20 protein-coding genes are annotated in these 23,458 nt (G+C 62.5%); 9 read left to right on the top strand and 11 right to left on the bottom strand.

Features of this window, described 5'->3' with window-relative positions:
* The 4 genes from dapF (at position 1) to ACIGHL_RS13365 (ending at position 3,196) form a co-directional block, all read left to right on the top strand.
* The gene (dapF, locus tag ACIGHL_RS13350) at positions 1–831 is read left to right on the top strand and encodes a diaminopimelate epimerase (RefSeq protein ID WP_216706992.1); all 831 of its coding nucleotides are present in this window, start codon (positions 1–3) and stop codon (positions 829–831) included.
* Positions 828–1,523: a DUF484 family protein gene (locus ACIGHL_RS13355; RefSeq protein WP_128120246.1), complete on the top strand. Its 696-nt coding sequence runs from the start codon at positions 828–830 to the stop codon at positions 1,521–1,523. Before dapF ends, ACIGHL_RS13355 begins: the two co-directional genes overlap by 4 nt.
* An 81-nt stretch (positions 1,524–1,604) precedes the next feature.
* Positions 1,605–2,504 (top strand): tyrosine recombinase XerC, encoded by a 900-nt coding sequence (gene xerC / locus ACIGHL_RS13360; protein WP_128120245.1) that lies wholly within the window; start codon positions 1,605–1,607, stop codon positions 2,502–2,504.
* Positions 2,501–3,196, top strand: a complete 696-nt coding sequence (locus ACIGHL_RS13365) for an HAD family hydrolase (protein WP_128120244.1) — start codon at positions 2,501–2,503, stop codon at positions 3,194–3,196. Before xerC ends, ACIGHL_RS13365 begins: the two co-directional genes overlap by 4 nt.
* A 110-nt stretch (positions 3,197–3,306) precedes the next feature.
* Here the strand turns inward: ACIGHL_RS13365 and sutA are convergent, their stop codons facing one another.
* The 5 genes from sutA to glnK form a co-directional block, all read right to left on the bottom strand.
* Complete coding sequence (gene sutA / locus ACIGHL_RS13370) at positions 3,307–3,642, bottom strand: dormancy-specific transcriptional regulator SutA (protein ID WP_128120243.1); 336 nt, start codon at positions 3,640–3,642, stop codon at positions 3,307–3,309.
* Between the two features lie 74 nt (positions 3,643–3,716).
* Positions 3,717–4,142, bottom strand: a complete 426-nt coding sequence (locus ACIGHL_RS13375) for a secondary thiamine-phosphate synthase enzyme YjbQ (RefSeq protein ID WP_128120242.1) — start codon at positions 4,140–4,142, stop codon at positions 3,717–3,719.
* A 97-nt stretch (positions 4,143–4,239) separates the two neighbouring features.
* On the bottom strand, positions 4,240–5,493 hold the full coding sequence (locus ACIGHL_RS13380; RefSeq protein ID WP_045430941.1) for an ammonium transporter: 1,254 nt from the start codon (positions 5,491–5,493) through the stop codon (positions 4,240–4,242).
* An 80-nt stretch (positions 5,494–5,573) separates the two neighbouring features.
* On the bottom strand, positions 5,574–6,890 hold the full coding sequence (locus ACIGHL_RS13385) for an ammonium transporter (RefSeq protein ID WP_128120241.1): 1,317 nt from the start codon (positions 6,888–6,890) through the stop codon (positions 5,574–5,576).
* 124 nt (positions 6,891–7,014) lie between these two features.
* A complete protein-coding gene (glnK, locus tag ACIGHL_RS13390) occupies positions 7,015–7,353 on the bottom strand; it encodes a P-II family nitrogen regulator (protein ID WP_003096476.1) in 339 nt (112 codons plus the stop codon).
* 395 nt (positions 7,354–7,748) lie between these two features.
* Between glnK and ACIGHL_RS13395 the strand changes: the two genes are divergently transcribed.
* The 3 genes from ACIGHL_RS13395 (at position 7,749) to ACIGHL_RS13405 (ending at position 11,740) form a co-directional block, all read left to right on the top strand.
* A complete protein-coding gene (locus tag ACIGHL_RS13395) occupies positions 7,749–8,012 on the top strand; it encodes an accessory factor UbiK family protein (RefSeq protein ID WP_127838288.1) in 264 nt (87 codons plus the stop codon).
* A 33-nt stretch (positions 8,013–8,045) separates the two neighbouring features.
* On the top strand, positions 8,046–9,545 hold the full coding sequence (locus ACIGHL_RS13400; protein WP_128120240.1) for a YifB family Mg chelatase-like AAA ATPase: 1,500 nt from the start codon (positions 8,046–8,048) through the stop codon (positions 9,543–9,545).
* A 224-nt stretch (positions 9,546–9,769) separates the two neighbouring features.
* Entirely contained in the window at positions 9,770–11,740 is a 1,971-nt protein-coding gene (locus ACIGHL_RS13405) for a BCCT family transporter (RefSeq protein ID WP_046162946.1), read from the top strand.
* Between the two features lie 37 nt (positions 11,741–11,777).
* Here ACIGHL_RS13405 and ACIGHL_RS13410 read toward each other — a convergent pair whose 3' ends face one another.
* Positions 11,778–13,418: a putative bifunctional diguanylate cyclase/phosphodiesterase gene (locus ACIGHL_RS13410; RefSeq protein WP_128120343.1), complete on the bottom strand. Its 1,641-nt coding sequence runs from the start codon at positions 13,416–13,418 to the stop codon at positions 11,778–11,780.
* Positions 13,419–13,683: 265 nt separating this feature from the next.
* Here ACIGHL_RS13410 and rep point away from each other — a divergent pair, with 265 nt between their 5' ends.
* Complete coding sequence (gene rep, locus ACIGHL_RS13415; RefSeq protein ID WP_128120239.1) at positions 13,684–15,693, top strand: DNA helicase Rep; 2,010 nt, start codon at positions 13,684–13,686, stop codon at positions 15,691–15,693.
* Between the two features lie 322 nt (positions 15,694–16,015).
* On the opposite strand, the gene ACIGHL_RS13420 is transcribed toward rep, so the two are convergent.
* From ACIGHL_RS13420 to gap, 5 genes are all read right to left on the bottom strand, one after another.
* The gene (locus ACIGHL_RS13420; RefSeq protein WP_128120238.1) at positions 16,016–16,780 is read right to left on the bottom strand and encodes an IclR family transcriptional regulator; all 765 of its coding nucleotides are present in this window, start codon (positions 16,778–16,780) and stop codon (positions 16,016–16,018) included.
* A 240-nt stretch (positions 16,781–17,020) separates the two neighbouring features.
* The gene (locus ACIGHL_RS13425; protein ID WP_128120237.1) at positions 17,021–18,523 is read right to left on the bottom strand and encodes a CoA-acylating methylmalonate-semialdehyde dehydrogenase; all 1,503 of its coding nucleotides are present in this window, start codon (positions 18,521–18,523) and stop codon (positions 17,021–17,023) included.
* A gap of 3 nt (positions 18,524–18,526) precedes the next feature.
* Complete coding sequence (locus tag ACIGHL_RS13430; protein ID WP_128120236.1) at positions 18,527–19,693, bottom strand: iron-containing alcohol dehydrogenase; 1,167 nt, start codon at positions 19,691–19,693, stop codon at positions 18,527–18,529.
* A gap of 420 nt (positions 19,694–20,113) precedes the next feature.
* On the bottom strand, positions 20,114–20,713 hold the full coding sequence (locus ACIGHL_RS13435; protein WP_128120235.1) for a cyclodeaminase/cyclohydrolase family protein: 600 nt from the start codon (positions 20,711–20,713) through the stop codon (positions 20,114–20,116).
* Positions 20,714–20,725: 12 nt separating this feature from the next.
* Entirely contained in the window at positions 20,726–21,745 is a 1,020-nt protein-coding gene (gene gap / locus ACIGHL_RS13440; protein ID WP_128120234.1) for a type I glyceraldehyde-3-phosphate dehydrogenase, read from the bottom strand.
* A 175-nt stretch (positions 21,746–21,920) separates the two neighbouring features.
* On the opposite strand from gap, the gene ACIGHL_RS13445 reads away from it, so the two are divergent.
* Positions 21,921–23,456 carry an alpha-amylase family glycosyl hydrolase gene (locus tag ACIGHL_RS13445; protein WP_128120233.1) on the top strand — a complete coding sequence of 512 codons (1,536 nt, stop codon included), beginning with the start codon at positions 21,921–21,923 and terminating at the stop codon, positions 23,454–23,456.
* Positions 23,457–23,458: the final 2 nt, after the last annotated feature.

The raw sequence follows: 23,458 nt of genomic DNA on the forward strand, positions 1-23,458 counted from the left end.
ATGCTTTTGCGTTTTACCAAGATGCACGGCCTGGGCAATGATTTCATGGTCATCGACCTGATCAGCCAGCACGCGCATATCCAACCCAAGCACGCCAAGCAATGGGGCGACCGGCATACAGGCGTGGGCTTCGATCAGCTGCTGCTGGTCGAGCCGCCGCACAACCCCGATGTAGATTTCCGCTATCGCATCTTCAACTCCGACGGATCGGAAGTGGAGCAATGCGGTAACGGTGCGCGCTGCTTTGCCCGCTTCGTACTGGACAAGCGCCTGACCATGAAGCGGCAAATCCGCGTCGAGACCAAGGGCGGCATTATCGAGCTGATCGTGCGGCCCGACGGGCAGATCAGCGTCGACATGGGCCCGCCTCGCCTGATCCCGACTGAGATCCCCTTCCAGGCCGACCAACAAGCCTTGAGTTATCCGCTTCAGGTCGATGATCAGCAGCTGGACATCGCGGCCGTATCCATGGGCAACCCCCATGCCGTGATGCGTGTGGAGGATGTCGATAATGCTCCGGTGCACCAGCTCGGGCCGAAGATCGAGCACCATTCGCGCTTTCCTCAGCGGGTCAATGCCGGTTTCATTCAGGTGGTCGATCGCCAGCACGCCAAGCTGCGTGTTTGGGAGCGTGGCGCAGGCGAAACCCAGGCCTGCGGGACCGGCGCCTGCGCCGCGGCAGTCGCCGCCATCCAACAAGGCTGGATGGATTCCCCGGTGCAGCTCGATCTGCTCGGTGGCCGTCTGTCCATTGAATGGGCGGGCGCTGGACACCCCGTTATGATGACCGGCCCCGCTGTTCGCGTATTCGAAGGACAGGTTCGCCTATGACCGAGCAAAACCAGGACAAGCCACAGCTGCCGGACGCAGAAGCCGTCGCGGCCTATCTGCGAGCCCATCCGGAATTCTTTGTCGATCACGACGAGTTGATTCCCGAACTGCGCATCCCTCACCTGCCCGGCGGCGCCGTGTCGCTGGTCGAGCGGCAAGTTAAGCTGCTGCGCGAGCGCAACATCGAAATGCGCCATCGCTTGTCGCATCTGATGGACGTGGCCCGTGACAACGATCGGCTGTTCGACAAGACGCGTCGGCTGGTGCTCGATCTGCTGGATGCCAACAGCCTGGAAGAAGTCATCGGCGCGGTGGATGAAAGCCTGCGGCACGAGTTCCAGGTGCCCTTCGTGAGCCTGATCCTGTTCAGTGAAACGCCGCTGCCAGTCGGCCGCAGCGTCACCAGCGCCGAAGCCCAACAAGCCATCAGTGGGTTGCTTGGCAGCGGCAAGACAGTCTGTGGTGTCCTTCGACCGCACGAACTCGCCTTCCTCTTTGGAGAAGAAGAAAGTCGCAGCATCGGCTCAGCAGCGGTGGTCGCCCTGAACCAGCAGCAGGGCATCCTCGCGATTGGGAGCGAGGACCCACAGCACTATAAGAGCTCACTGGGCACCTTGTTCCTCGGCTACATCGCCGAAGTGCTAACGCGCGTACTGCCCTCCTATTCCACGCCGCTGCGTTCGGTGCGTTGAGAACACAGACCACCCGCTACGGGCCAAAACCTGAGTGCCAGGCCCAGCCTTAAGCGAGCCGGCACTCCCAGGAAGCCGCTCATGCAAACCGAACTAGACGCCTACTTCGAACACCTGCGCACCGAGCGACAGGTATCGCCGCATACCCTCGACGGCTATCGTCGCGACCTGGTCAAAGTGCTCTCCTTCTGCGAAAAGCAGCGGCTGGCCGAATGGGGGCAACTCAAAAGCCCGCACGTGCGCCAGCTTATTGCCGAGCAGCATCGCCACGGCCAGTCGGGACGCAGCCTCGCTCGGCTGTTGTCGTCGCTACGCGGGCTGTATCGGTACCTCAACCAGGAGGGCCGCTGCGCCCATGATCCGGCTGCCGGCATTTCCGCACCCAAGGGCGAGCGGCGCCTGCCGCGCTTGCTAGATACCGACCGAGCCATGCAGCTACTCGATGGCGGCGTTGAAGACGATTTCATCGGCCATCGTGATCAGGCGATGCTGGAGCTGTTCTATTCCTCAGGGTTGCGCCTGGCCGAGCTGGTCGGGCTGAACCTCGACCAGCTGGACCTGCCCGCGGGACTGGTTCAGGTCCAAGGCAAGGGCAACAAGGCACGGGTGCTGCCCGTGGGCCGCAAAGCACGCGAAGCCCTCGAAGCGTGGCTGCCAATGCGTGCGCTGAGCAATCCGCCGGATGGCGCCGTGTTCGTCAGCCAGCAGGGCCGCCGGCTGGGTCCGCGAGCGGTGCAGCTACGGGTGCGCCAGGCAGGCGTGCGTGAACTGGGTCAGCACTTACACCCGCACATGCTCAGGCACAGCTTTGCCAGTCACATGCTGGAGTCCTCCCAGGATCTGCGCTCGGTGCAGGAGCTGCTCGGCCATGCCGACATCGGTACCACCCAGATCTACACCCACCTGGACTTCCAGCACCTGGCCAAGGTCTATGACCAGGCGCACCCACGCGCCAAACGCAAGCAAGGCAGCGACCAATGAGCATTCGCCTGATCACCTTTGACCTCGACGACACGCTGTGGGATGTCGGCCCAGTCATCCACAGTGCAGAAAACACTCTGCGCGACTGGCTCGGCGAGCAAGCACCTCGGCTGGGGGGCTTTCCAGTGGAATCGCTCGCCGCGATCCGCCGCATGCTGATCGAATCCGAACCAGCGCTGAAGCACCGCATCAGCGAGCTGCGTCGACGCATCCTTTTCCACGCCTTGCATGACGCCGGCTACCCGGAGGGCGAGGCAAGAGACCTTGCCGGCCGGGCGTTCGAAGTCTTTCTCGAAGCACGGCACGCCATCGACCTGTTTCCTGACGTTCACCCAACGCTGGAGCATCTGGCCAATCACTACACCCTCGGCGTGCTGACCAACGGCAACGCGGACGTCCGACGACTGGGGTTGGCCGACTATTTTCAGTTCACGCTGTGTGCAGAAGAACTGGGCATTGGCAAGCCGGACCCAAGGCCGTTTCAGGAAGCGCTCGAGCGAGCGGGCGTAGCCGCTGAACACGCGGTCCACATCGGTGACCATCCCGACGACGATATTGGCGGGGCGCAGCGCGCCGGCGTTCGTGCCATCTGGTTCAATCCGGGCGGAAAAGCCTGGCAGCACGAAGGCCAGCCCGACGCCGAGGCTCGCAGCCTGGCGGAGCTCCCCGCTCTGCTCGCACGGTGGCGATAGCCGCTTAACGACAACGCAGATGCGACAAAGCCCAACACCACTGTGTTGGGCTTTGTTGCGGTCACGCCTTCGCGATTCGCGGGGGTTGTCCGATCCCGGTCACTGCGACCTTAGATAGGACGACTGCCGTATTTGCTGTCGGGCTTCTTGGGCGGATCCGCGACCACATTGGGTTCGACTTCCTGTACGCGTCCCCCGCGTGCCAGAAACTCTTCCATTGCTCGAGCCAACTCGTCACGTTCCTTCTGCTTGGCTTCCAGGCTCGGCAGCTCTTCTACCACAACCGCCTTCGCTTTCTTTTTACTGGCCGGCGCAGCACGGTCGCTGTCGGTGCTTTCGTCGTCGGCGCTGTTATCTGCTTCGCCGTCATCGGCAGCAGGCAGCTCCTCGCCTTCGTCCTCGTCGTTCGTGTCCAGATCGTCTTGTTCTAATTCTTCGTCGCTCATGTTCAACCTCGTACCTTGCCAAAGCGGAAGTTATAGCCCAGCGATGTGCTTTGTTCGCCATCGCCAAAAAAAATTCAACTTGCCATCCCGTGCAACGTGGCCAGAACCTGCCTGGCGCCACCTTCATCCCGGTGCTCACCCAGGTAGATACCCTGCCAAGTCCCCAATGCCAGCCGCCCCTCGCTGACGGGCAAACTTACCTGGCAACCCAGCAGGCTCGCCTTGAAATGCGCCGGTAGATCGTCCGGTCCTTCGTAATCGTGTTCGTAGCCAGCTTGGCCCTGCGGTACCAGACGGTTGAAAAACCGTTCGAAATCGCGCCGGACTGCGCCGTCGGCATTCTCGTTGACCGTTAATGAAGCCGAGGTATGACGCAGCCACAGGTGTAACAGACCGGTCTCGCATTGTTGCAGTTCCGGCAGTTGTGCAAGCAGCTCGTCGGTTATCAGATGGAAGCCTCGCGGCCTCGGGCGCAGCGTGATGAGTGTCTGTCGCCACATTCTCAAAGACCCCTTCGGCTCCTGAACGCGCGCATTCTAGCGCGGCGCCAGAAAAAACAAAGGGCGCCCTGAGGCGCCCTTGTCGACAGCGGAGAAATCAACGCTTGTTGGTGAACTCGGGGTAGGCCTCGAGGCCGCACTCGACAACGTCGACACCCTCGTACTCTTCCTCTTCGCTGACACGCAGCCCCATGACCGCTTTGAGGATGCCCCAAACGATCAGGCTGGCAATGAATACCCAGGCAAAGATCGACACCAGACCCAGCAACTGCGCGCCGAATGTCGCGTCCGCATTGGTCAGCGGCACCGCCAGCAGCCCCCACATACCCACAACGCCATGCACCGAAATGGCGCCGACCGGATCATCAAGCTTGAGTTTGTCCAGGCCGAGGATGCTGAACACGACCAGTACGCCGCCCACACCGCCGATCAATACGGACTGCAGCGCGCTCGGGGTCAGTGGTTCAGCGGTAATGGCGACCAGACCGGCCAGCGCACCGTTGAGGACCATGGTCAGGTCCGACTTGCCGAACAGCAGACGGGCGGTAATCAATGCCGCAACCAGGCCACCAGCGGCCGCCATGTTGGTATTAGTGAACACCTGAGCGACGGCATTGGCGTCTTCGATAGTGCTCATCTTCAGCTGCGAACCGCCGTTGAAGCCGAACCAGCCCATCCACAGGATGAACGCACCCAAAGTCGCCAGCGGCAGGTTGGCGCCAGGGATCGCATTGATCTGGCCGTTCGGACCGTACTTGCCCTTACGCGGGCCGAGCAGCAGCACGCCTGCCAGGGCCGCCGAAGCACCCGCCATGTGCACCAGGCCAGAGCCCGCGAAGTCCAGGAAACCGGCCGCATCGAGGAAACCGCCACCCCACTTCCAGAAGCCCTGTACGGGATAGATCACGCCAGTCATCACCACGGCGAAGGCGATGAACGCCCAGAGCTTCATCCGCTCGGCCACCGCGCCCGACACCACCGACATGCAGGTGGCGGCGAATACCACTTGGAAGAAGAAGTCGGCACGGGTCGAGTAGTACGGTGCGTCTTCGCCACCAGCGGCAACCACGTCCACCGCGTTCTCATCACCGATCAGAAAGCCCAGGCTCGGCAGGATGCCGCCGTCCGGGCTGGAGTACATGATGTAGTAACCGATCAGCAGGTACATGATCGACGCCACGGCGTAGAGCACGATATTTTTGGTCAGAATCTCCGCAGTGTTCTTCGCCCGAACCAGACCGGCTTCGAGCATGGAGAAACCGGCCGCCATCCACATCACCAGCGCACCGCAGATGAGGAAGTAGAAGGTATCGAGTCCGTACTGGACGGGTATCAAAGCTGTGCTATCCATTTTTTATCACCTTTTGCCGAGCGCCTCGCAGCGCTGTTCGGTTAAGGCGCCCGGGTTGGCTCCGGGCGCACTCCGTGTGCTTACAGGTTGTAGCCGCGCTCGTTGTGCAGGCTGAGATCCAGGCCTATGGCTTCTTCTTCTTCGGTGACCCGCAGCCCCATCACCACATCGATCACCTTGAGGATCACGAAGGTGACGATGGCGGTGTAGACGACGGTGAAGAGCACGCCCTTGAACTGGATCCACAGCTGCAGTGCGATGTTTTCCACCTCACCAAAGCCGCCCAGTGCCGGGGCCGCGAACACGCCAGTCAGCAACGCACCCACGATGCCGCCGACTCCGTGCACGCTAAAAGCGTCCAGAGAGTCGTCGTAACCGAGCTTGCGTTTCAGGCTGGTGGCACAGAAGAAGCAGATGACGCCGGAGGCCAGACCGATAATCAGCGCGCCCATCGGGCCGACCGTACCGGCGGCTGGTGTGATGGCGACCAGACCGGCCACGACGCCCGAAGCAATGCCCAGGGCGCTGGGTTTGCCGTGAGTGAGCCACTCCGCGAACATCCAGCTCAGCGCAGCCGCAGCGGTTGCGATCTGGGTCACTAACATGGCCATTCCGGCTGTGCCGTTAGCAGCCAGCGAGGAGCCGGCGTTAAAACCGAACCAGCCGATCCAGAGCATCGCCGCGCCGATCAGGGTGAGGCCAAGGTTGTGCGGCGCCATCGGCGTGGTGGGGAAGCCTTTGCGCTTACCGAGCACGATGCACGCCACTAGGCCAGCGATACCGGCATTGATGTGCACCACAGTGCCACCCGCAAAATCAAGCACGCCCCAGTCCCACATCAGGCCGCCATCGCCGCCCCAGACCATGTGCGCGATCGGTGCGTAGACCAGCGTGAACCAGACGCCCATGAACACCAGCATCGCGGAGAACTTCATGCGCTCGGCGAACGCACCGACGATCAGCGCCGGGGTGATGATGGCGAAGGTCATCTGAAAGGTAATGAATACACTCTCCGGTACGGTACCGGTGAGGCTGTCAGGCGTCAGGCCGCTGAGGAAGGCGCGACCCAGGCCTCCAACGAAGGAATTGAGGTTGGTGACGCCTGCTTCCATGCCGGTGGTATCGAACGCCAGGCTGTAGCCGTAGACCATCCAGAGGATGCTCATCAGCCCGGTGATGGCGAAGCACTGCATCATCACCGACAAGATGTTCTTGGAGCGGACCATGCCGCCGTAGAACAGCGCCAGGCCCGGAATCGTCATGAACAGCACCAGCGCGGTGGCCGTAAGCATCCATGCCGTATCGCCGGAATCAAGCGTTGCCTCCTGCGCCATGGCGATGCCTGGGCTTATCAGAGACAAAAGGGCTCCTAGCCCTGCGAATTTTCGCAGAGTCATGGTTTTACTCCTGGGGCGTGGGGGTTCGTAGGCCTGCTAGGCAGGCAATCGCAAATGCTTGGGCGGTGCGTGGCGACGTGTCGGGCGTTGCCGCCCGCTCAAACGCGCGCTACGCGTCGGGCCGTCAGATTGCGTCGGTATCGGTTTCGCCTGTGCGGATGCGAATGGCCTGTTCCAGATTCACGACGAAGATCTTGCCGTCGCCGATTTTTCCGGTGTTGGCCGCCTTGGTGATCGCCTCGATCACGCGATCGAGTTGGTCATCGGCGATTGCTACGTCGATCTTCACCTTCGGCAGAAAATCGACTACGTATTCAGCCCCGCGATAGAGCTCGGTATGGCCTTTCTGGCGACCGAAGCCCTTGACCTCGGTGACCGTGATGCCCTGGACGCCAATCTCGGACAGCGACTCGCGTACGTCGTCCAGCTTGAACGGCTTGATGATGGCAGTGACTAGTTTCATGAAACTTCTCCCGTTTAGGTGGACTTGCCCCAGAAGTACGAACCCGGCTCAAGTCTAAGCGCAGTGTCTGGCTCTTGTAACGCGCCGGCGTTGCCGAGCGACCATCCGACACCATCAACCGATCCGACGAAACGTCCCGAATCGCCTTTGCACCGCTACCTGCTGGTGCATGCGTCGTGAGGAGCTAAGCAGAATCGATGCCAGCTTTTTGCAATGCCCGGCGTGTGGCGCTTCGCAAAGGGCGTGCGCGGCCACATCACGGCTCGCCCGCCCGGATAGCGCACCATGCCGGTGCACGACACCGCAACGGCATGCCCGCAAACGTGCACGCGCGTCGGCAGGACGGTCGAATAGCCCGTGTTACACTGCGCGTCGCTCAGAAACAGGTAATGCTCATGTTCCCACCCAAAGCTTTTCTCGACGCCGTCGGCGCCCAGGCCTCGCGGCTATTCAGCGGTGAAAATCCCCTGCCCCGTGCGGAAGTCGAAGCCCAGCTCAAAGGCATCGTGCAAGGTGCGCTGAGCAAGCTCGATGTGGTCAGCCGTGAAGAATTCGACAGCCAGATGATCGTGCTTGCACGCACCCGGGCGAGGCTTGAAGCCCTCGAAGCCAAGGTCGCCGAGCTGGAAGAGAAACTCGCGCCACCCGCGTCCGAATAGACCGGCTGGCGTCACGATCAAAGGAGTGATCGGATGTCCCTCGCAATCGTCCACAGCCGCGCCCAGGTCGGCGTGGAAGCGCCCACCGTGACGGTGGAGGCGCACCTTGCCAATGGCCTGCCTTCGCTGGCCTTGGTCGGCCTGCCGGAAACGGCAGTCAAGGAAAGCAAAGACCGCGTGCGCAGCGCGATCCTGACGTCCGGCTTCGACTTCCCGGCCCGACGAATCACGCTCAATCTTGCGCCAGCCGATTTGCCTAAAGATGGTGGCCGTTTTGATCTGGCCATCGCGCTGGGCATATTGGCGGCGAGTGGCCAGATCCCTGCGGACCGGCTGGACACGCTCGAATGCCTGGGCGAGCTGGCGCTTTCCGGCGCACTGCGGCCGGTACAAGGCGTGTTGCCCGCCGCGCTCGCGGCCCGCCAGGCCGGGCGCGCCCTGCTGGTGCCGCGAGCCAATGCCGAGGAGGCCAGCCTGGCGTCGGGATTGGTGGTCTACGCCGCCGACCACCTGCTGGAAGTCGCTGCGCACTTCAACGGCGTGACTCCCATCGAACCGTTTCAAGCCCAAGGCCTGTTGCGCCAGGTGCTGCCCTACCCTGATCTCGCAGATGTACAGGGCCAGGCTGCCGCCAAGCGTGGGCTGCTGGTGGCCGCCGCGGGTGGCCACAACCTGTTGTTATCCGGTCCGCCTGGTACCGGCAAGACATTGCTTGCCAGCCGGCTACCCGGCCTGCTTCCACCTCTGGAAGAACAGGAAGCGCTGGAAGTCGCAGCAATTCAGTCTGTCGCCAGCCAGTCTCCCTTGGCGCACTGGCCACAGCGCCCTTTTCGACAGCCCCATCACAGCGCATCAGGGCCAGCCCTGGTTGGCGGCGGCAGTCGGCCAAGGCCGGGGGAAATCACTTTGGCGCATCAAGGTGTACTGTTTCTCGATGAGCTGCCGGAATTCGACCGCAAGGTCCTGGAAGTGCTTCGCGAGCCCCTGGAATCAGGCTGTATCGTCATCGCCCGCGCGCGCGACAAGGTGCGCTTTCCAGCACGCTTCCAGTTGGTCGCGGCGATGAACCCCTGCCCCTGTGGTTACCTGGGCGATTCCACCGGTCGCTGCCGCTGTTCGCCAGACCAGATTCAACGCTACCGCGGCAAGCTCTCCGGGCCGCTGCTCGACCGCATCGACCTGCATCTGACGGTCGCTCGCGAAGCCACGGCGCTGAACGCACCACTGGCTGGCAACGAAACCACGCAGCGGGTCGCAGCGCAGGTGGCCGAAGCGCGGCGTATTCAACTCAAGCGACAGGGCTGCGCCAATGCTTTCCTCGATCTTGCCGGTTTGCGCAACCATTGCTCATTGCAGCCGGAGGACCAGCAATGGCTCGAGCGCGCCTGCGAACGCCTGGGACTGTCGCTACGCGCTGCGCATCGGATCCTGAAGGTCGCACGCACACTGGCGGATCTTCAGCCGGCCGACGCCATTGGTCGCGCACACCTGGCCGAGGCATTGCAATACCGACCCGGCAACCAGACGGGCTGAAACCCGAACAGCTTCCTGCCCGGCGCAACGGGCGTCGGCAGGGCTCGAACAGCCTCCCGACAAGGTGAGAAAAATACGCCGAAACTTGCTGCTTGGTGCGGTCAGAACCAAGGGTCCAACCCCATCGCCGCGGAGCGGGCCCGGTCGAAAGCTGACCAGTATGTTAGATTGCGTCCTCTTCGCCACAGGCGGCCACTCCCCAATCGGTTATCAAGGAGCGCAGCATGGAGGCCAACAAGTCTTCCTCTCCCACCCTCAATCCCCCGGTGTTCTACGGTTCTGCCGTGCTCATCCTGTTGCTAGTGATCTACAGCGTCGCCACTCCGGAACATGCTCAAGGCATGTTCAGCGACGTCCAGGCCTGGATCATCGCCAATGTCAGCTGGCTCTACATTCTTGCAGTCGCCGTCATCCTGCTGATGGTTGTATTGCTGGCGCTCAGCCGTTATGGCGAGATCAAGCTGGGCCCTGACCACAGCGAGCCGGACTACAGCTATCTGACCTGGTTTTCGATGCTGTTCTCGGCAGGCATGGGCATCGGCCTGATGTTCTTTGGCGTCGCCGAGCCGGTCATGCACTTCCTCTCGCCGCCGGTTGGCGAAGGCGGCACCGTCGCGGCTGCGCGCGAGGCCATGAAGATCACCTTCTTCCACTGGGGCCTGCATGCCTGGGCCATCTACGCGATCGTCGCGATGATTCTGGCCTACTTCAGCTATCGCCAGGGCTTGCCACTGACGCTGCGCTCCGCCCTGTACCCGCTGATTGGCGAACGCATCTACGGGCCGATAGGCCATGCGGTAGACATCTTCGCCATTATCGGCACCGTCCTCGGCGTCGCCACTTCGCTGGGACTGGGCGTCACGCAGATCAACACTGGATTGAATCACCTGTATGGCGTGCCCATTTCCGTCCCGGTGCAGATCGCTCTGATTGCGGGCACCACCGTGCTGGCGACTATCTCGGTGGTGACTGGCCTGGACAAGGGCGTACGGAGACTCTCGGAACTGAACCTGACGCTGGCCGTTCTGTTGCTGTTGCTGGTGCTGATCGCCGGGCCGACCGTGTTCATCCTGCAGACATTCGTGCAGAACACCGGTAACTACTTCTCACAGATCGTCACTGCGACCTTCAACCTCTACGCCTACGAGCCGAACGACTGGATCGGCGGCTGGACGCTGTTCTACTGGGGCTGGTGGCTGGCCTGGTCGCCCTTCGTTGGGCTGTTCATCGCGCGCATTTCGCGAGGCCGCACCATCCGTGAATTCGTCACCGGCGTGCTGCTGGTCCCGACAGCCTTCACCCTGCTGTGGATGACAGTGTTCGGCGATACAGCGATCCACATGATCCTCTGGGAACACGTCACCAGCCTGGGCGAAGCCATCGAGCGAGACAGCTCACTGGCACTGTTCGCCTTCCTCGAGTACTTCCCCTTCGCCTCGCTGCTGTCGCTGATCGCAATCATCATGGTGGTGGTGTTCTTCGTCACCTCGGCGGACTCCGGTGCGCTGGTCGTGGACATGCTCGCCTCCGGCGGTCAGGGCCAGACACCTGTGTGGCAGCGCGTCTTCTGGGCCGGCTCCATGGGAGCGGTCGCCATCGCCCTGCTGCTCGCGGACGGCTTGACCGCGCTGCAGACCGCAACCATTGCCAGTGCCTTGCCCTTCACCATCGTGCTGCTCTGCGCCATGTGGGGTTTGCTCAAGGCGTTGCGCGTGGATGCCACCAAGCAAGGCTTGCGCTATCAGACGGTCAGCACCACGCCCACAGCGCCACAGTCTGAAGGTGGCTGGCGCCGTCGAGTGCAGAACCTGACCAAGTACCCACGCCGTCGCGACGTGGAGCGCTTCATCGTTGCAATTGCGGCGCCCGCGTGCGCTGAAGTGGCGGAAGAACTGCGCAAGCAGGGGTACGCCGTGGAGCTTACAGGCGGTGAAGACAACCGCACCGGGCTGCAGATCACCCATGAGGGCGCGCCTGATTTCATCTATCAGATCCGCCCGCGCGGCTATCCGATGCCGAGTTTTGTCGCCACCGAAGAGGGCGATTCTGACGAGGCGACCTACTTCCGCGCCGAGGTTCACCTCAGGGAAGGCGGGCAAAATTATGACGTGATGGGCTGGAGCCGTGATGGCGTGATTGGCGACATCCTGGACCAGTACGAGAAGCACATGCACTTCCTGCACATGGTTCGCTAAGCAACAACGCGCCGGGCTCTAAGCCCGGCGCTTCGTTTCAGCAACTGGCTTCGGCCGTCCGGCCACGATTGAGAAAGGGCCTGAGCTCCGCAAGCGGCAGCGGCTTGCTGATCAGATAGCCTTGAACCTGATCGGCTCCGAAGCGACGCAGCTGACCGAGCTGAGCGGCGCCCTCCACCCCTTCGGCTACCACCTCCAGACCCAGGTCATGCGCGAGGCTGATCATCGCGCGCACCAGCCGCCCATTCTGCGGGCGCGCCGCCATCTGACCGACAAAACTCTTGTCGATCTTGAGCAGACTGATCGGCAGTCGACTCAGGTGTACGAACGAGGAGAAACCGGTACCGAAATCATCCAGCGAGAAGCGCACACCTAGTGCCGCCAGGGCGTTCATGGTGCCGCGAACCTGATCGCTGCGGCGCATCACTGCGGTTTCGGTGAGTTCGAACTCCAGCCAATGCGGATCCACGCCGCGTTCCTCGATCAGCCGCTTCAGGGTTGCCAGCAACTGGCTGTCCTGAAACTGGCGGAACGATAGATTGACAGCCATGTGCAGCTCGCCTGCACCGCTTTCGCGTAGGCTTTGCATGTCGCGCAGCGCCCGTGCGATCACCCAGTAGCCGAGCGGCACAATCAAGCCGCTTTCTTCGGCCATGGGGATGAACTCGTCTGGCCCGAGAAGACCACGCTCGGCATGCGGCCAGCGAACCAGCGCCTCCATACCAACGATGCGGCCGGTGTCGATGCAAAGTCGCGGCTGATAGTGCAGCTCAAGGTCATCGCGCCGCAGCGCACGGCGCAACTCGCCTTCCAGATCAGCAAGGTGACTGGCGCTGCGGTTGACCCGCTCGTTGTACAGATACCAGGAACAGCCTTGACTCGCCTTGGCTTGACGCATGGCCACCTGCGCCAGCCAGAGCAGTTGGTCGGGGTCCGTATCGGCCTTCGCATTCGCCAGCCCAAGACTGCAGCCGAGCATCAGGGTGTCGCCGTCAATCCAGTAGGGCTCGGCCAGTGCCTCGACAATACGGTCAGCGATCCGACCAGCACGATCAGGCTGCCGCTCGGTATCGAGCAACAATGCAAACTCGTCGCCACCCAGGCGGGCCAGGGTGTCACCCACCTCCAGCTGTGCCTTCAGGCGCGCCACGACTTGCAGAATCAGGCGGTCGCCAGCCTGATGCCCCAGGGCATCGTTGACCCGGCGAAAGTTATCCAGATCCAGGCACCCAAGCGTCAGTCCTTCTCCTTCGTGCTCGGCCAGGCGCGATGCAAGCAATGCCTGAAAGCCTTGGCGATTGGCAATGCCTGTCAGCGGGTCCTGCACGGCCAGCCTTTGCAGGGCGCCCTCCAAGTTGCACCGTTCGCGGGCATAGCGCACACAACGCCGCAGCATGTCGGTACTCAAACGGGGGCCGGGAAGCCAGTCAATGACACCTTCCGGCAGCTCCGCGGGTTCGTCTTCGAGCAACAGAACGGTAGGCCAGGGGAAGTGCGCCGAGGCGGGGCGACAGCCCGGCGTGGCAATCAACAAGGCGTGACCGGACTCGGCAAGCAGATCAATGGCGGCCGACCAGTCTTCAGCCACGCTCAGCCGATGGCGGCCGCGCACGGACGACAGGGCAACCTGAAGCTCTTCGGTCCACGTGGGCACATCGGCCAGCAGAACCAGACGCATGGGTTGTATAGAAGATGTCACGGTGTTTCCCCGGTTCGTACGGAGCAGAAGGTGGCAATGCCACCTCGACGGATACACCTCCCTGTGTGAAGCGGGGCGGCAAGCTGAGCAGCCTAAAGCGGGCGCCGCGGCGCATAGACTAGAGCATTGCAATGGATAACCCAGCCTCGCTGGCGACGACCGGTAGCCGCAGCCGGTCGACAGCACCAATTCACAGCCATAGCCCTGCTAAACTCTCGCCCCCGTTTCGATAGACCAAACGACGATGTCCCGACTCAATCCCCGGCAGCAGGAAGCCGTGAACTACGTCGGCGGCCCCATGCTGGTGCTCGCCGGCGCCGGCTCCGGCAAGACCAGCGTGATCACTCGCAAGATCGCCTACCTGATCCAGCAGTGCGGCATCCGTGCCCAGTACATCGTCGCCGTGACCTTCACCAACAAGGCCGCCCGCGAAATGAAGGAGCGTGTCAGCAGCCTGCTACGCGGCGGCGAAGGCCGCGGTCTGACGGTTTCGACCTTCCACAACCTCGGCCTGAACATCATTCGCAAGGAATACGCCAAGTTGGGTTACAAGCCCGGCTTTTCAATCTTCGACGAAGGTGACATCAAGGCGCTGCTGACCGACATCATGCAGAAGGAATACGCCGGCGATGACGGCGTGGACGAGATCAAGGGCTACATCGGCAGCTGGAAGAATGACCTGATCATTCCCGAAGAAGCGTTGGCCAACGCGCGCAACCCGAAGGAACAAACCGCCGCCATCGTCTACACCCACTACCAGCGCACGCTCAAAGCCTACAACGCGGTGGATTTCGACGACCTCATCATGCAGCCGGTGAAGCTGTTCCAGAACCACCCCGAGGTGCTGGAGAAGTGGCGCAACAAGGTCCGCTACATGCTGGTCGATGAATACCAGGACACCAACGCCAGCCAGTATTTGCTGGTGAAGCTGCTGGTGCAGGAGCGCGCCCACTTTACTGTGGTGGGCGACGACGACCAGTCGATCTACGCCTGGCGCGGCGCGCGGCCGGAAAACCTGATGCAGCTGAAGGACGACTTCCCCTCGCTGAAGGTGGTGATGCTCGAGCAGAACTACCGCTCCACCAGCCGAATCCTTAAATGCGCGAACGTGCTGATCGCCAACAACCCGCACGCCTTCGAGAAACAGCTTTGGTCGGAGATGGGGCATGGCGACGCGATCCGGGTGATTCGCTGCCGCAACGAGGAAGCCGAGGCCGAGCGCGTGGCGATGGAAATTCTCACCCTGCACCTGAAGACCCAGCGGCCCTACAGCGACTTCGCGATCCTCTACCGCGGCAACTACCAGGCCAAGCTGATCGAGCTGAAGTTGCAGCACCACCAGATCCCCTATCGATTGTCGGGCGGCACCAGCTTCTTTGCCCGCCAGGAAGTAAAGGACCTGATGAGCTACTTCCGCTTGCTGGTCAATCCGGACGATGACAACGCCTTCCTGCGGGTGATTAACGTGCCGCGCCGGGAAATCGGTTCGACCACTCTGGAAAAACTCGGCAACTACGCCACCACGCGCAAGATTTCCATGTACACCGCCTGCGACGAGCTGGGTCTTGGTGAACACCTCGACAGCCGCTTCACCGACCGGCTGTCCCGCTTCAAGCGCTACATGGACAACCTGCGCATGCAGTGCGCGCAGAACGACCCCATCGCCGCGCTACGCAGCATGGTCATGGATATCGACTACGAAACCTGGGTGCGCCAGCAGACGTCCAGTGACAAGGCTGCCGACTTCCGCATGGGCAATGTCTGGTTCCTCATCGACGCGCTGAAAAACACGCTGGAGAAAGACGAAGAAGGCGAGATGACCATCGAGGAAGCCATCGCCAAACTGGTGCTGCGCGACATGCTCGAACGTCAGCAGGAAGAGGAAGAAGGCGCTGACGGCGTGCAGATGATGACCCTGCACGCGTCCAAAGGACTCGAATTCCCCTATGTCTTCATCCTTGGCATGGAGGAAGAAATCCTCCCACACCGCTCCAGCATCGAGGCTGACACCATCGAGGAAGAGCGCCGCCTGGCCTATGTGGGCATCACCCGGGCGCGGCAGAACCTGGCGATGACCTTTGCCGCCAAGCGCAAGCAGTACGGCGAGATCATCGAGTGCATGCCCAGCCGCTTCCTCGACGAACTGCCGCAGGAAGACCTGGAATGGGAAGGCCAGGAAGACGCGCCGGTGGAGGTGAAAGCTGCCCGCGGCAACGACGCGCTGGCCGCGATGCGGGCGATGTTGAAGAAGTAGCAGCGCCAGCGTGGCTCATGCAGACGTAGGGCGGATCACGCTTCACCGATTCACTGGGGACGATATACCGGATGGCGATCCACCGGGTGGCGCTTTACCCATTCGTGGAGTGGCGCTCCACCGAGCGGGATCACGGTGGATGAAAAGAGCGTCATCCACCCTACCTGCTGGCGACACCCGCAACATCGAACGGCGCTGCTGCGCTCTATGTAGGAGCGAGCTTGCTCGCGATCATGGCATTCGCGGGGCCGCGGATCGCCAGCAAGCTGGCTCCTACAGTCAGTTTGGGGCCGTCTTGTCGTTTGGCATACAGCGTGGACTATCAGCCGGAGACGATCGCCTCGAGCTCCTTCGCCGCCGCACGCAGGCGCGGTACGAAGCTGAGCAGCGATTCCATCGAACAACGAATCACCGGTGCATGGGTAAACAAACAGGCGCTCAATTCGCCGCGGGCATCGCGCACCGGCACGGCGCAGGCGACCATCCCGTCGATGAACTCCTCTGAATCGGTGGCCAGATCCTCTTCACGTATCCGCACCAGGTCGTCACGCAAGGCACTCAAATCGGTGACTGTGTTGCGCGCCATCTGCCGGATCGGCAGCCTGGGTAGGATGCGCTCCAGCTGGTCGTCCGGCAGCGAGGCCAGGTAAAGCTTGCCGCTGGCGGTGCACCAGAGCGGCGTGTGGCTACCGATGGGCAGGTTGATCTGCAGCGGCCAGTTGGTCTGCACGCGGTCGAAATAGAGCATGTCCAGACCATCGGGCACCGACAAGCCGCAGGTTTCCCCGATCTCATCGGACAACTGCCGCAGGATCGCCTGGCGCAACGCCTTGTGACGACCACTGCCGAGGATATTCACCGCCGTCGCATGCAACCGATCGCCCGGCAGCAGGCCGCCTTTGAGGCCGAATTGCAGAAAACCTTCCTTCTCCAGCGTCTGCACCAGGCGGTGAGCGCTGGGCTTGGGAATGTCCAGCTTGTCCGCCAATGCACTTGGGGTCAGCGGCTCCGCGGCGCTGGCTACGGCTTCGATGATCTCGAGCACGCGGGTAATGGATGAACCTTTTTCACGGGGGGTACTGCGCATGGTCAATCCCGTTGCAGTAGAAGAAAACAGCCGCCCGAAGGGCGGCAAAGTCTAAAGGATAGATCGCGGACCAGCACGGAGCGCGGGGCCCGCAGCGTAATCGGTAGGGTGGGCTTCAGCCCACCAGCCGCAAAAACCATGCGCGTCGGCACGCGAATCAGAACGAGCACGCTTCGTCAGCAGTTACGCCTTGCCGCTGCCGATCGGTGGGCTGAAGCCCACCCTACGACGCCGCGATGTCTACTTCATAGTCGGCATCGAAAAATCCGCACCCGCACGGATACCGGTCGGCCAGCGCCGAGTCACGGTCTTCATCCGAGTGAAGAAACGCACACCGTCAGGGCCATGCATGTTCAGCGGGCCGAAGATCGAGCGCTTCCAACCACCGAAGCAATGGAAGGCCATTGGCACCGGGATTGGCACGTTGACGCCCACCATTCCGACCTTGACCTCTTCCTCGTACTGTCGCGCGGTGTCGCCGTCACGGGTGAAGATCGAGGTGCCGTTGCCGAACTCGTGGTCGTTAACCAGCTTCAACGCTTCGTCGAAGGTGTTGACGCGCACGACCGCCAAGACCGGACCGAAGATTTCCTCCTTGTAGATACGCATCTGCGGTGTCACCCGGTCGAACAGTGTCGGGCCGACATAAAAGCCGTTCTCGTAACCCTCGACCGTCAGCCCACGCCCGTCACAGACCAGGGTCGCGCCTTCTTCCACCCCCAGATCGATGTAGCCGGACACCTTCTGCTGATGTTCGCGTGTGACCAGTGGCCCCATGTGCGGCTCGGGTTCAACGCCCGTGCCTGGGCCGGTGCGCATCTGGCTGATTTCGCCCTTGAGCATCTCGACCAGGTTGTCCGCCACCTCATCACCGACACAGACCGCGACCGAGATCGCCATGCAGCGCTCACCGGCCGAGCCATACGCGGCGCCCATCAGCGAGCCGACCACTTGCTGCGGATCGGCGTCGGGCATGATCACCATGTGGTTCTTCGCCCCGCCCAGCGCCTGGCAGCGTTTGCCGTGGGCCGACGCAGTGCTGTAGATGTATTCGGCGATGGGCGTCGAGCCGACGAAGCTCACCGATTGCACGCGCTCGTCGGTCAGCAGCACGTCCACGGCCTCCTTGTCGCCATTGACGATATTCAGCACGCCTGCGGGCAGCCCGGCTTCGGCCAGCAATTCACCGAGCAGCATGGTTGCGCTCGGGTCCTTTTCCGACGGCTTGAGGACGAAGGTGTTACCGCAGGCGATGGCCACCGGCAGCATCCACAGCGGCACCATGACCGGGAAGTTGAACGGTGTGATGCCGACACAGACGCCCAGCGGCTGCATCAGCGAGTTGGAATCGATATCGCGCCCAACGTTGGGCGAGAACTCGCCCTTGAGCAGGTGCGGAATGCCGCAGGCGAACTCCACCACTTCGAGGCCGCGGGTCACTTCGCCTTGGGCATCGGAGAACACCTTGCCGTGCTCCAGCGAGATCAGCCGCGCGACGTCGTCGCGCCGTTCTTCGAGCAGCGCCTTGAAGCGAAACATGACGCGAGCACGGACCAGCGGGGGCGTCTTGGACCAGCCTTCGAACGCAGCTTGGGCGGCAGCGATGGCTTCACGGGTTTCGTCGGCCGAGGACAGCGAGACGTAAAGACGTGGCTCACCGGTAGCGGGGTTGTAAACGGTCGAATGGCGTTCGGAACGGCCAGCGACCGCCTCGTTGTTGATCAGATTACCGAGGGTCTGCATGGGTCACTCCTGGTTCCAGACGATTTCGTAGAGGTCGATGATTTCAGCTTCCGTGGGCACTCGCGGGTTGTTGCCGGGCGAACCCGAAGCAAGCGCCTGCTTTGCCATGGTTTCGCGCAGTTCGAAGAAGCGCTCGCGGGTGATGCCGAACTGCTCGGGGCTGGGCACCTGCAGCTCCTTGTTGATTGCGCGCAACTCGGTCAGCATCTTTTCGTTGGCTGCCTCGACGCTGTCGCCCTCGCCCGCCACGCCCATGGCACGCGCGCAGTCGGCATAACGCTCCGGCGCGGAGGGAATCGAGAACGCGGTGATCGCCGGCAGCAGCATGGCGTTGGACAGCCCGTGCGGCACATGGAAAAACGCACCGATGGGCCGGCTCATGCCGTGCACCAGCGCCACCGATGCATTGGAGAAGGCAATGCCAGCCAGGGTCGCACCCAACATCATTGCCTCGCGGGCCTGGCGGTTGCTCGGCTCGTGATAGGCCGCACGCAGATTCGGCGCCAGCAAGCGCATGGCCTGCAGGGCCTGGGCATCGCTGTAGAGGCTGGCCTTGCGGCTGACATAGGCCTCGATGGCGTGGGTCAGCGCGTCGATGCCAGTATCGGCAGTAACCCGCGGCGGCAGCGACAGGGTCAGCTCGTAATCGATCAGCGCGGCGACCGGCATGAAACCGAGGCCGGCGCAGAGCATTTTCTCGTCGCTGGTCTCGTCGGTGATGATGGTGAAACGGGTCGCTTCCGAGCCGGTGCCCGCTGTAGTCGGAATAGCGATCAGCGGCAGACCCGCCTCGCTGACGTCACGCGGGAAACGGTAGTCGCGCATCTCGCCACCGAATTTGCCAAGAATGCCGATGGCCTTGGCCGAATCGATGGGGCTCCCGCCACCGAGGGCGATGATCGAATCGTAATCACCCTGACGCACCATCTCGACGCCGGCACGAATCGATGCCGCAGTCGGCTCCGGCAGCGTGTCGGCGAAGCAGTCGCTGGGAATATCCGCGTTGGCCAGGATCTCGCTGATTCGGGCGACATAGCCCAGCTCGACCATCATCCGGTCGGTCACGATCAGTGGTCGTTTGCAGCCAAGGTTATGCAGCACAGAGACGATCTGCTGACTGGCGCCGGCGCCGACTTCCATCAGGCGCGGCAGGACGATGCGATGGCTCATTGGCTTCTCCGATTAGGTTTCGCGCTGCGCTCGGACAGGTCTAAAGGCCAGCCAGATGAGGCGCTATATGAACGGATTGCATAAGAAAACTTCAGGTCTCGATTGAGAAAGTTCGTCTCAGGTGGCTGGAGACTAGAAACAATGACGGTAGGCGTCAACCTAAAACGAGACGTTTATTCTCGTTATCGTGAGAACCGGTGTGTCAGGGCCGTATGGCTACTTGATGAACGTGACGAGGGAGCGGGACCGGATCGCCAGCAAGCTGGCTCCTACCGGAATGTGGGGCTAGTTATGCCACTGCCGCACTGAACCCTGCCTTTTCATTGTTGGTGAGATCGTCAGCGCGGGGGCACGTACAGACCACGAGTGGCCGTCGACGCAGGCTTTCGTAGGAGCCAGCTTGCTGGCGATCAATCTGCACTAAGAACGGGACAACGCCTGACCGAACAGACGCTGCAACAGGTCGTCGCCCTCAGCCTGCAAGCGCGTGCGAGTCTGCACGGCCTGATCACGGGTGGCGGCGTCTTCGAGACTTGCCATATCCGCATCCACGTTGATCAAGGCTGCGCTGAGCCCGGCATGAATGAGCACGGCGCCGGCCTGGGCATCGCTTTGCACGTTCGGGTCGGTACATGGCCAAGCATCAACCGCCAGCTCGAGCGCCTCCAGGCAGCAATGCGCCAAAGCCAGCGGCACGGCACAAGCCTGACGAGACGCGGCCTGCTTCTGTTCGGGTTCACCGTTCCGAGCAGCATTGAGGTAGTCCCCGAAAGCCTGGACGTCATCATCCGCGAACGTGCCGGGCCTGCCCGACAGTGCTTCCGCCGCTTGCAACAGCGCGCGGCGAGTCGGATCGGACCCGTGGGCCTCGCTGATACGCAGACCCTTGAGCACCAACGCAAGCCCGATATCGGCCGTAACAGCAGCGGCCGCACCGCAACCGGGCGTTGGCTGGTTGGCCGCCGTAGCCGCCCGGAAATCGGCCAGCCGTTGCGTCCAGATGCTCGCCTCATCGCTCATCCGGTCGATCCGTCAGCTAGCCTGCGCATTACCGTCGCCCCAATGGAGCAGCACGTCGAGCATGCGGTTGGAGAAGGCCCATTCGTTGTCGTACCAGGCCAGCACTTTGACCAGGTCGCCCTGTACGCGCGTGTGGCTGAGGTCGGCTACGCACGAGGTCGGGTGACCGAAGAAATCGCGCGAGACCAGCGGCAGGTCGTTGCACTCCATGACGCCGAGCGGCATTTTCTGGGCGCCTTCGCGGAGGATCTGGTTGATTGCCTCAACGCTTCCCGGAGCTCGCTCGGAGGTGAAGGTAAGGTCGACGAGCGACACGTTCGGTGTCGGCACCCGAACCGCCAACCCGTCCAGACGCCCGGCCAGCTCGGGCAACACCAGACCGATAGCCTTGGCCGCACCGGTGGTCGACGGAATAATCGATTCGGCTGCGGCACGGGCGCGGTAGAGATCCTTGTGCGCCTTGTCCAGCAGGCTCTGGTCATTCGTATAGGAGTGCACCGTGTTCAGCAGGCCCTGGCGGATCCCCACTGACTCATGTAACACCTTGGCCAGCGGTGCCAAGCAATTGGTAGTGCAGGAGGCGTTGGAGATCACACGATGGCTGCTGTCGAGCAGCTCATGGTTGACGCCGTAGACGACCGTCAGATCCGCGCCGTCCAGTGGGTGCGAGGCGAACACCCGCTGGGCACCGGCCTGCAGGTGCTGATCGATCAGGTCGCGCTTCTTGAATTTCCCCGAGCACTCCAGCACCACGTCGACACCTAGCTGTTTCCACGGCAGCTGCGTCGGATCGCGTTCCTGAAGCAGGCGGATCGACTGGCCACGGATCTGCATCACGTCATCGCGCAAGTCGACCTGGCCGTGGAAACGGCCGAAGGTGGTATCGAAGCGCGTCAGATGCGCCATCGCCGAGCGCTCGCTGAGGTCGTTGATCGCTTCGATATGGATCTGGTTTTCCAGGTTTCGCTCGAACAGGGCTCGCAGTACAGCTCGGCCGATACGGCCATAACCATTGATAGCAACTCGCAACATGGTGCTCTCCTGGGTCGTTGAGGCTGGTGAAGGTTAGTCGGAGTATCCGCGGTGGCGTTCAGTACCGTCCGACGGAGATCAATGAATCGGGGAAACCCAGGCACCGCTCGTCAGTCGTAACTCTCACAGGCCCGTTACGCCGGGCTTGCCGCACTCAGGAGAAGGGCCACGAGCAATGAGCGAGTCATTCCCAGCACCCTGGTGGAAAGGCGCCACCATTTATCAGATCTATCCAAGGTCCTTCGCTGACAGCAACGGTGACGGCATTGGCGACCTCAACGGCGTACTGCGGCATCTCGACCATCTGCAGCAGCTCGGCGTCGACGCACTGTGGCTGTCGCCGATCTTCCGCTCGCCGATGGCCGACGCCGGCTACGACATCAGCGATTACTGCGACATCGACCCCCTGTTCGGTTCGCTGAGCGATATCGACCGGCTGATCACCGAAGCCCACGCCCGCGGCATTCGCGTACTGCTTGATTTCGTGCCCAATCACACCTCCGATGAACACCCCTGGTTCGTCGAGTCGCGCAGCTCGCGGGACAACCCCAAGCGGGACTGGTACATCTGGCGTGACGAGCCCAACAACTGGCGTGCCGCGCTGGGCGCCGGCAGCGCCTGGACCTGGGACGAGCAGACCCAGCAGTACTACCTGCACCTGTTCCTCGCCAAGCAGCCGGATCTGAACTGGCGCAACCCCGAAGTGGTGGAGGCGATGCACGACGTGCTGCGCTTCTGGCTTGATCGCGGCATCGACGGTTTTCGCATCGACGTCATCCACTGCACCGGCAAGGACCCGAGCTTTGCTGACGACCCGCGCTGCCAGGCCGGCCAACCGCTGTCGGATTTCAATGACCAGCCCTACAGCCACGAAGTGCTGCGCGGCTTGCGCAAGTTGGTCGACAGCTACCCCGGCGACCGCATGCTGGTGGGCGAGGTGAATATCCGCTCCACCGAACGCGTGCTGCAGTACTACGGCGCCGGCGACGAGCTGCACCTGGCCTTCAACTTCAACCCGCTCGACGCGCCCTGGGACCCGGTGCTGTTTCGCACCTGCATCCGCGACGTGCAGCATTGGCTGCAACCGGCCGGCGCCTGGCCCACCTGGGTACTGTCCAACCACGACAATGTGCGCCAGCGCAGCCGCTATCAAGGCTCCGAACGGGCCTCCCGTGCCGCCGCAGTGCTGCTGCTGACCTTGCGCGGCACACCCTTCATCTATCAGGGCGAGGAGCTGGGGCTGGAAGACGCGGTGATCACTGCCGAGACCCGTGTCGATCCGGGCGGCCGTGACGGTTGCCGGGCGCCGATTCCCTGGCAAGCTGAGCCGCCGCATGGCTGGGACGGCGCTGCACCCTGGCTGCCCTTCCCACCCGAGGCCGACGAACTGGCGGCCGAGCGCCAGACCGGCGCGGTGAATTCGATGTTTGCGCTTTACCAGCGCCTGCTCGCCGCGCGCAAGGCCAGCCCGGCGCTGCATCACGGCGATTTTGCAGAGCTGCCATCGCACCCCGATGTTCTGGCCTACCACCGACAGCAGGGCGACGACTGCCGCCTGGTCTGTATCAATTTTGCCGATCACCCACACGCGTTTCCCCAAAGCGCCCATTGGCTGGTGGAGATCGCCAGCGATGGCGTCGGGGAAGGCGAACCCTTTAATGGCAATTTGTCAGCCGGGCAGGCGCTGGTCCTGCGCCCGGCGGAGAGCTGAGC

Source organism: Pseudomonas sp. NPDC077451 (assembly GCF_044543345.1).
Lineage (GTDB): Bacteria > Pseudomonadota > Gammaproteobacteria > Pseudomonadales > Pseudomonadaceae > Stutzerimonas.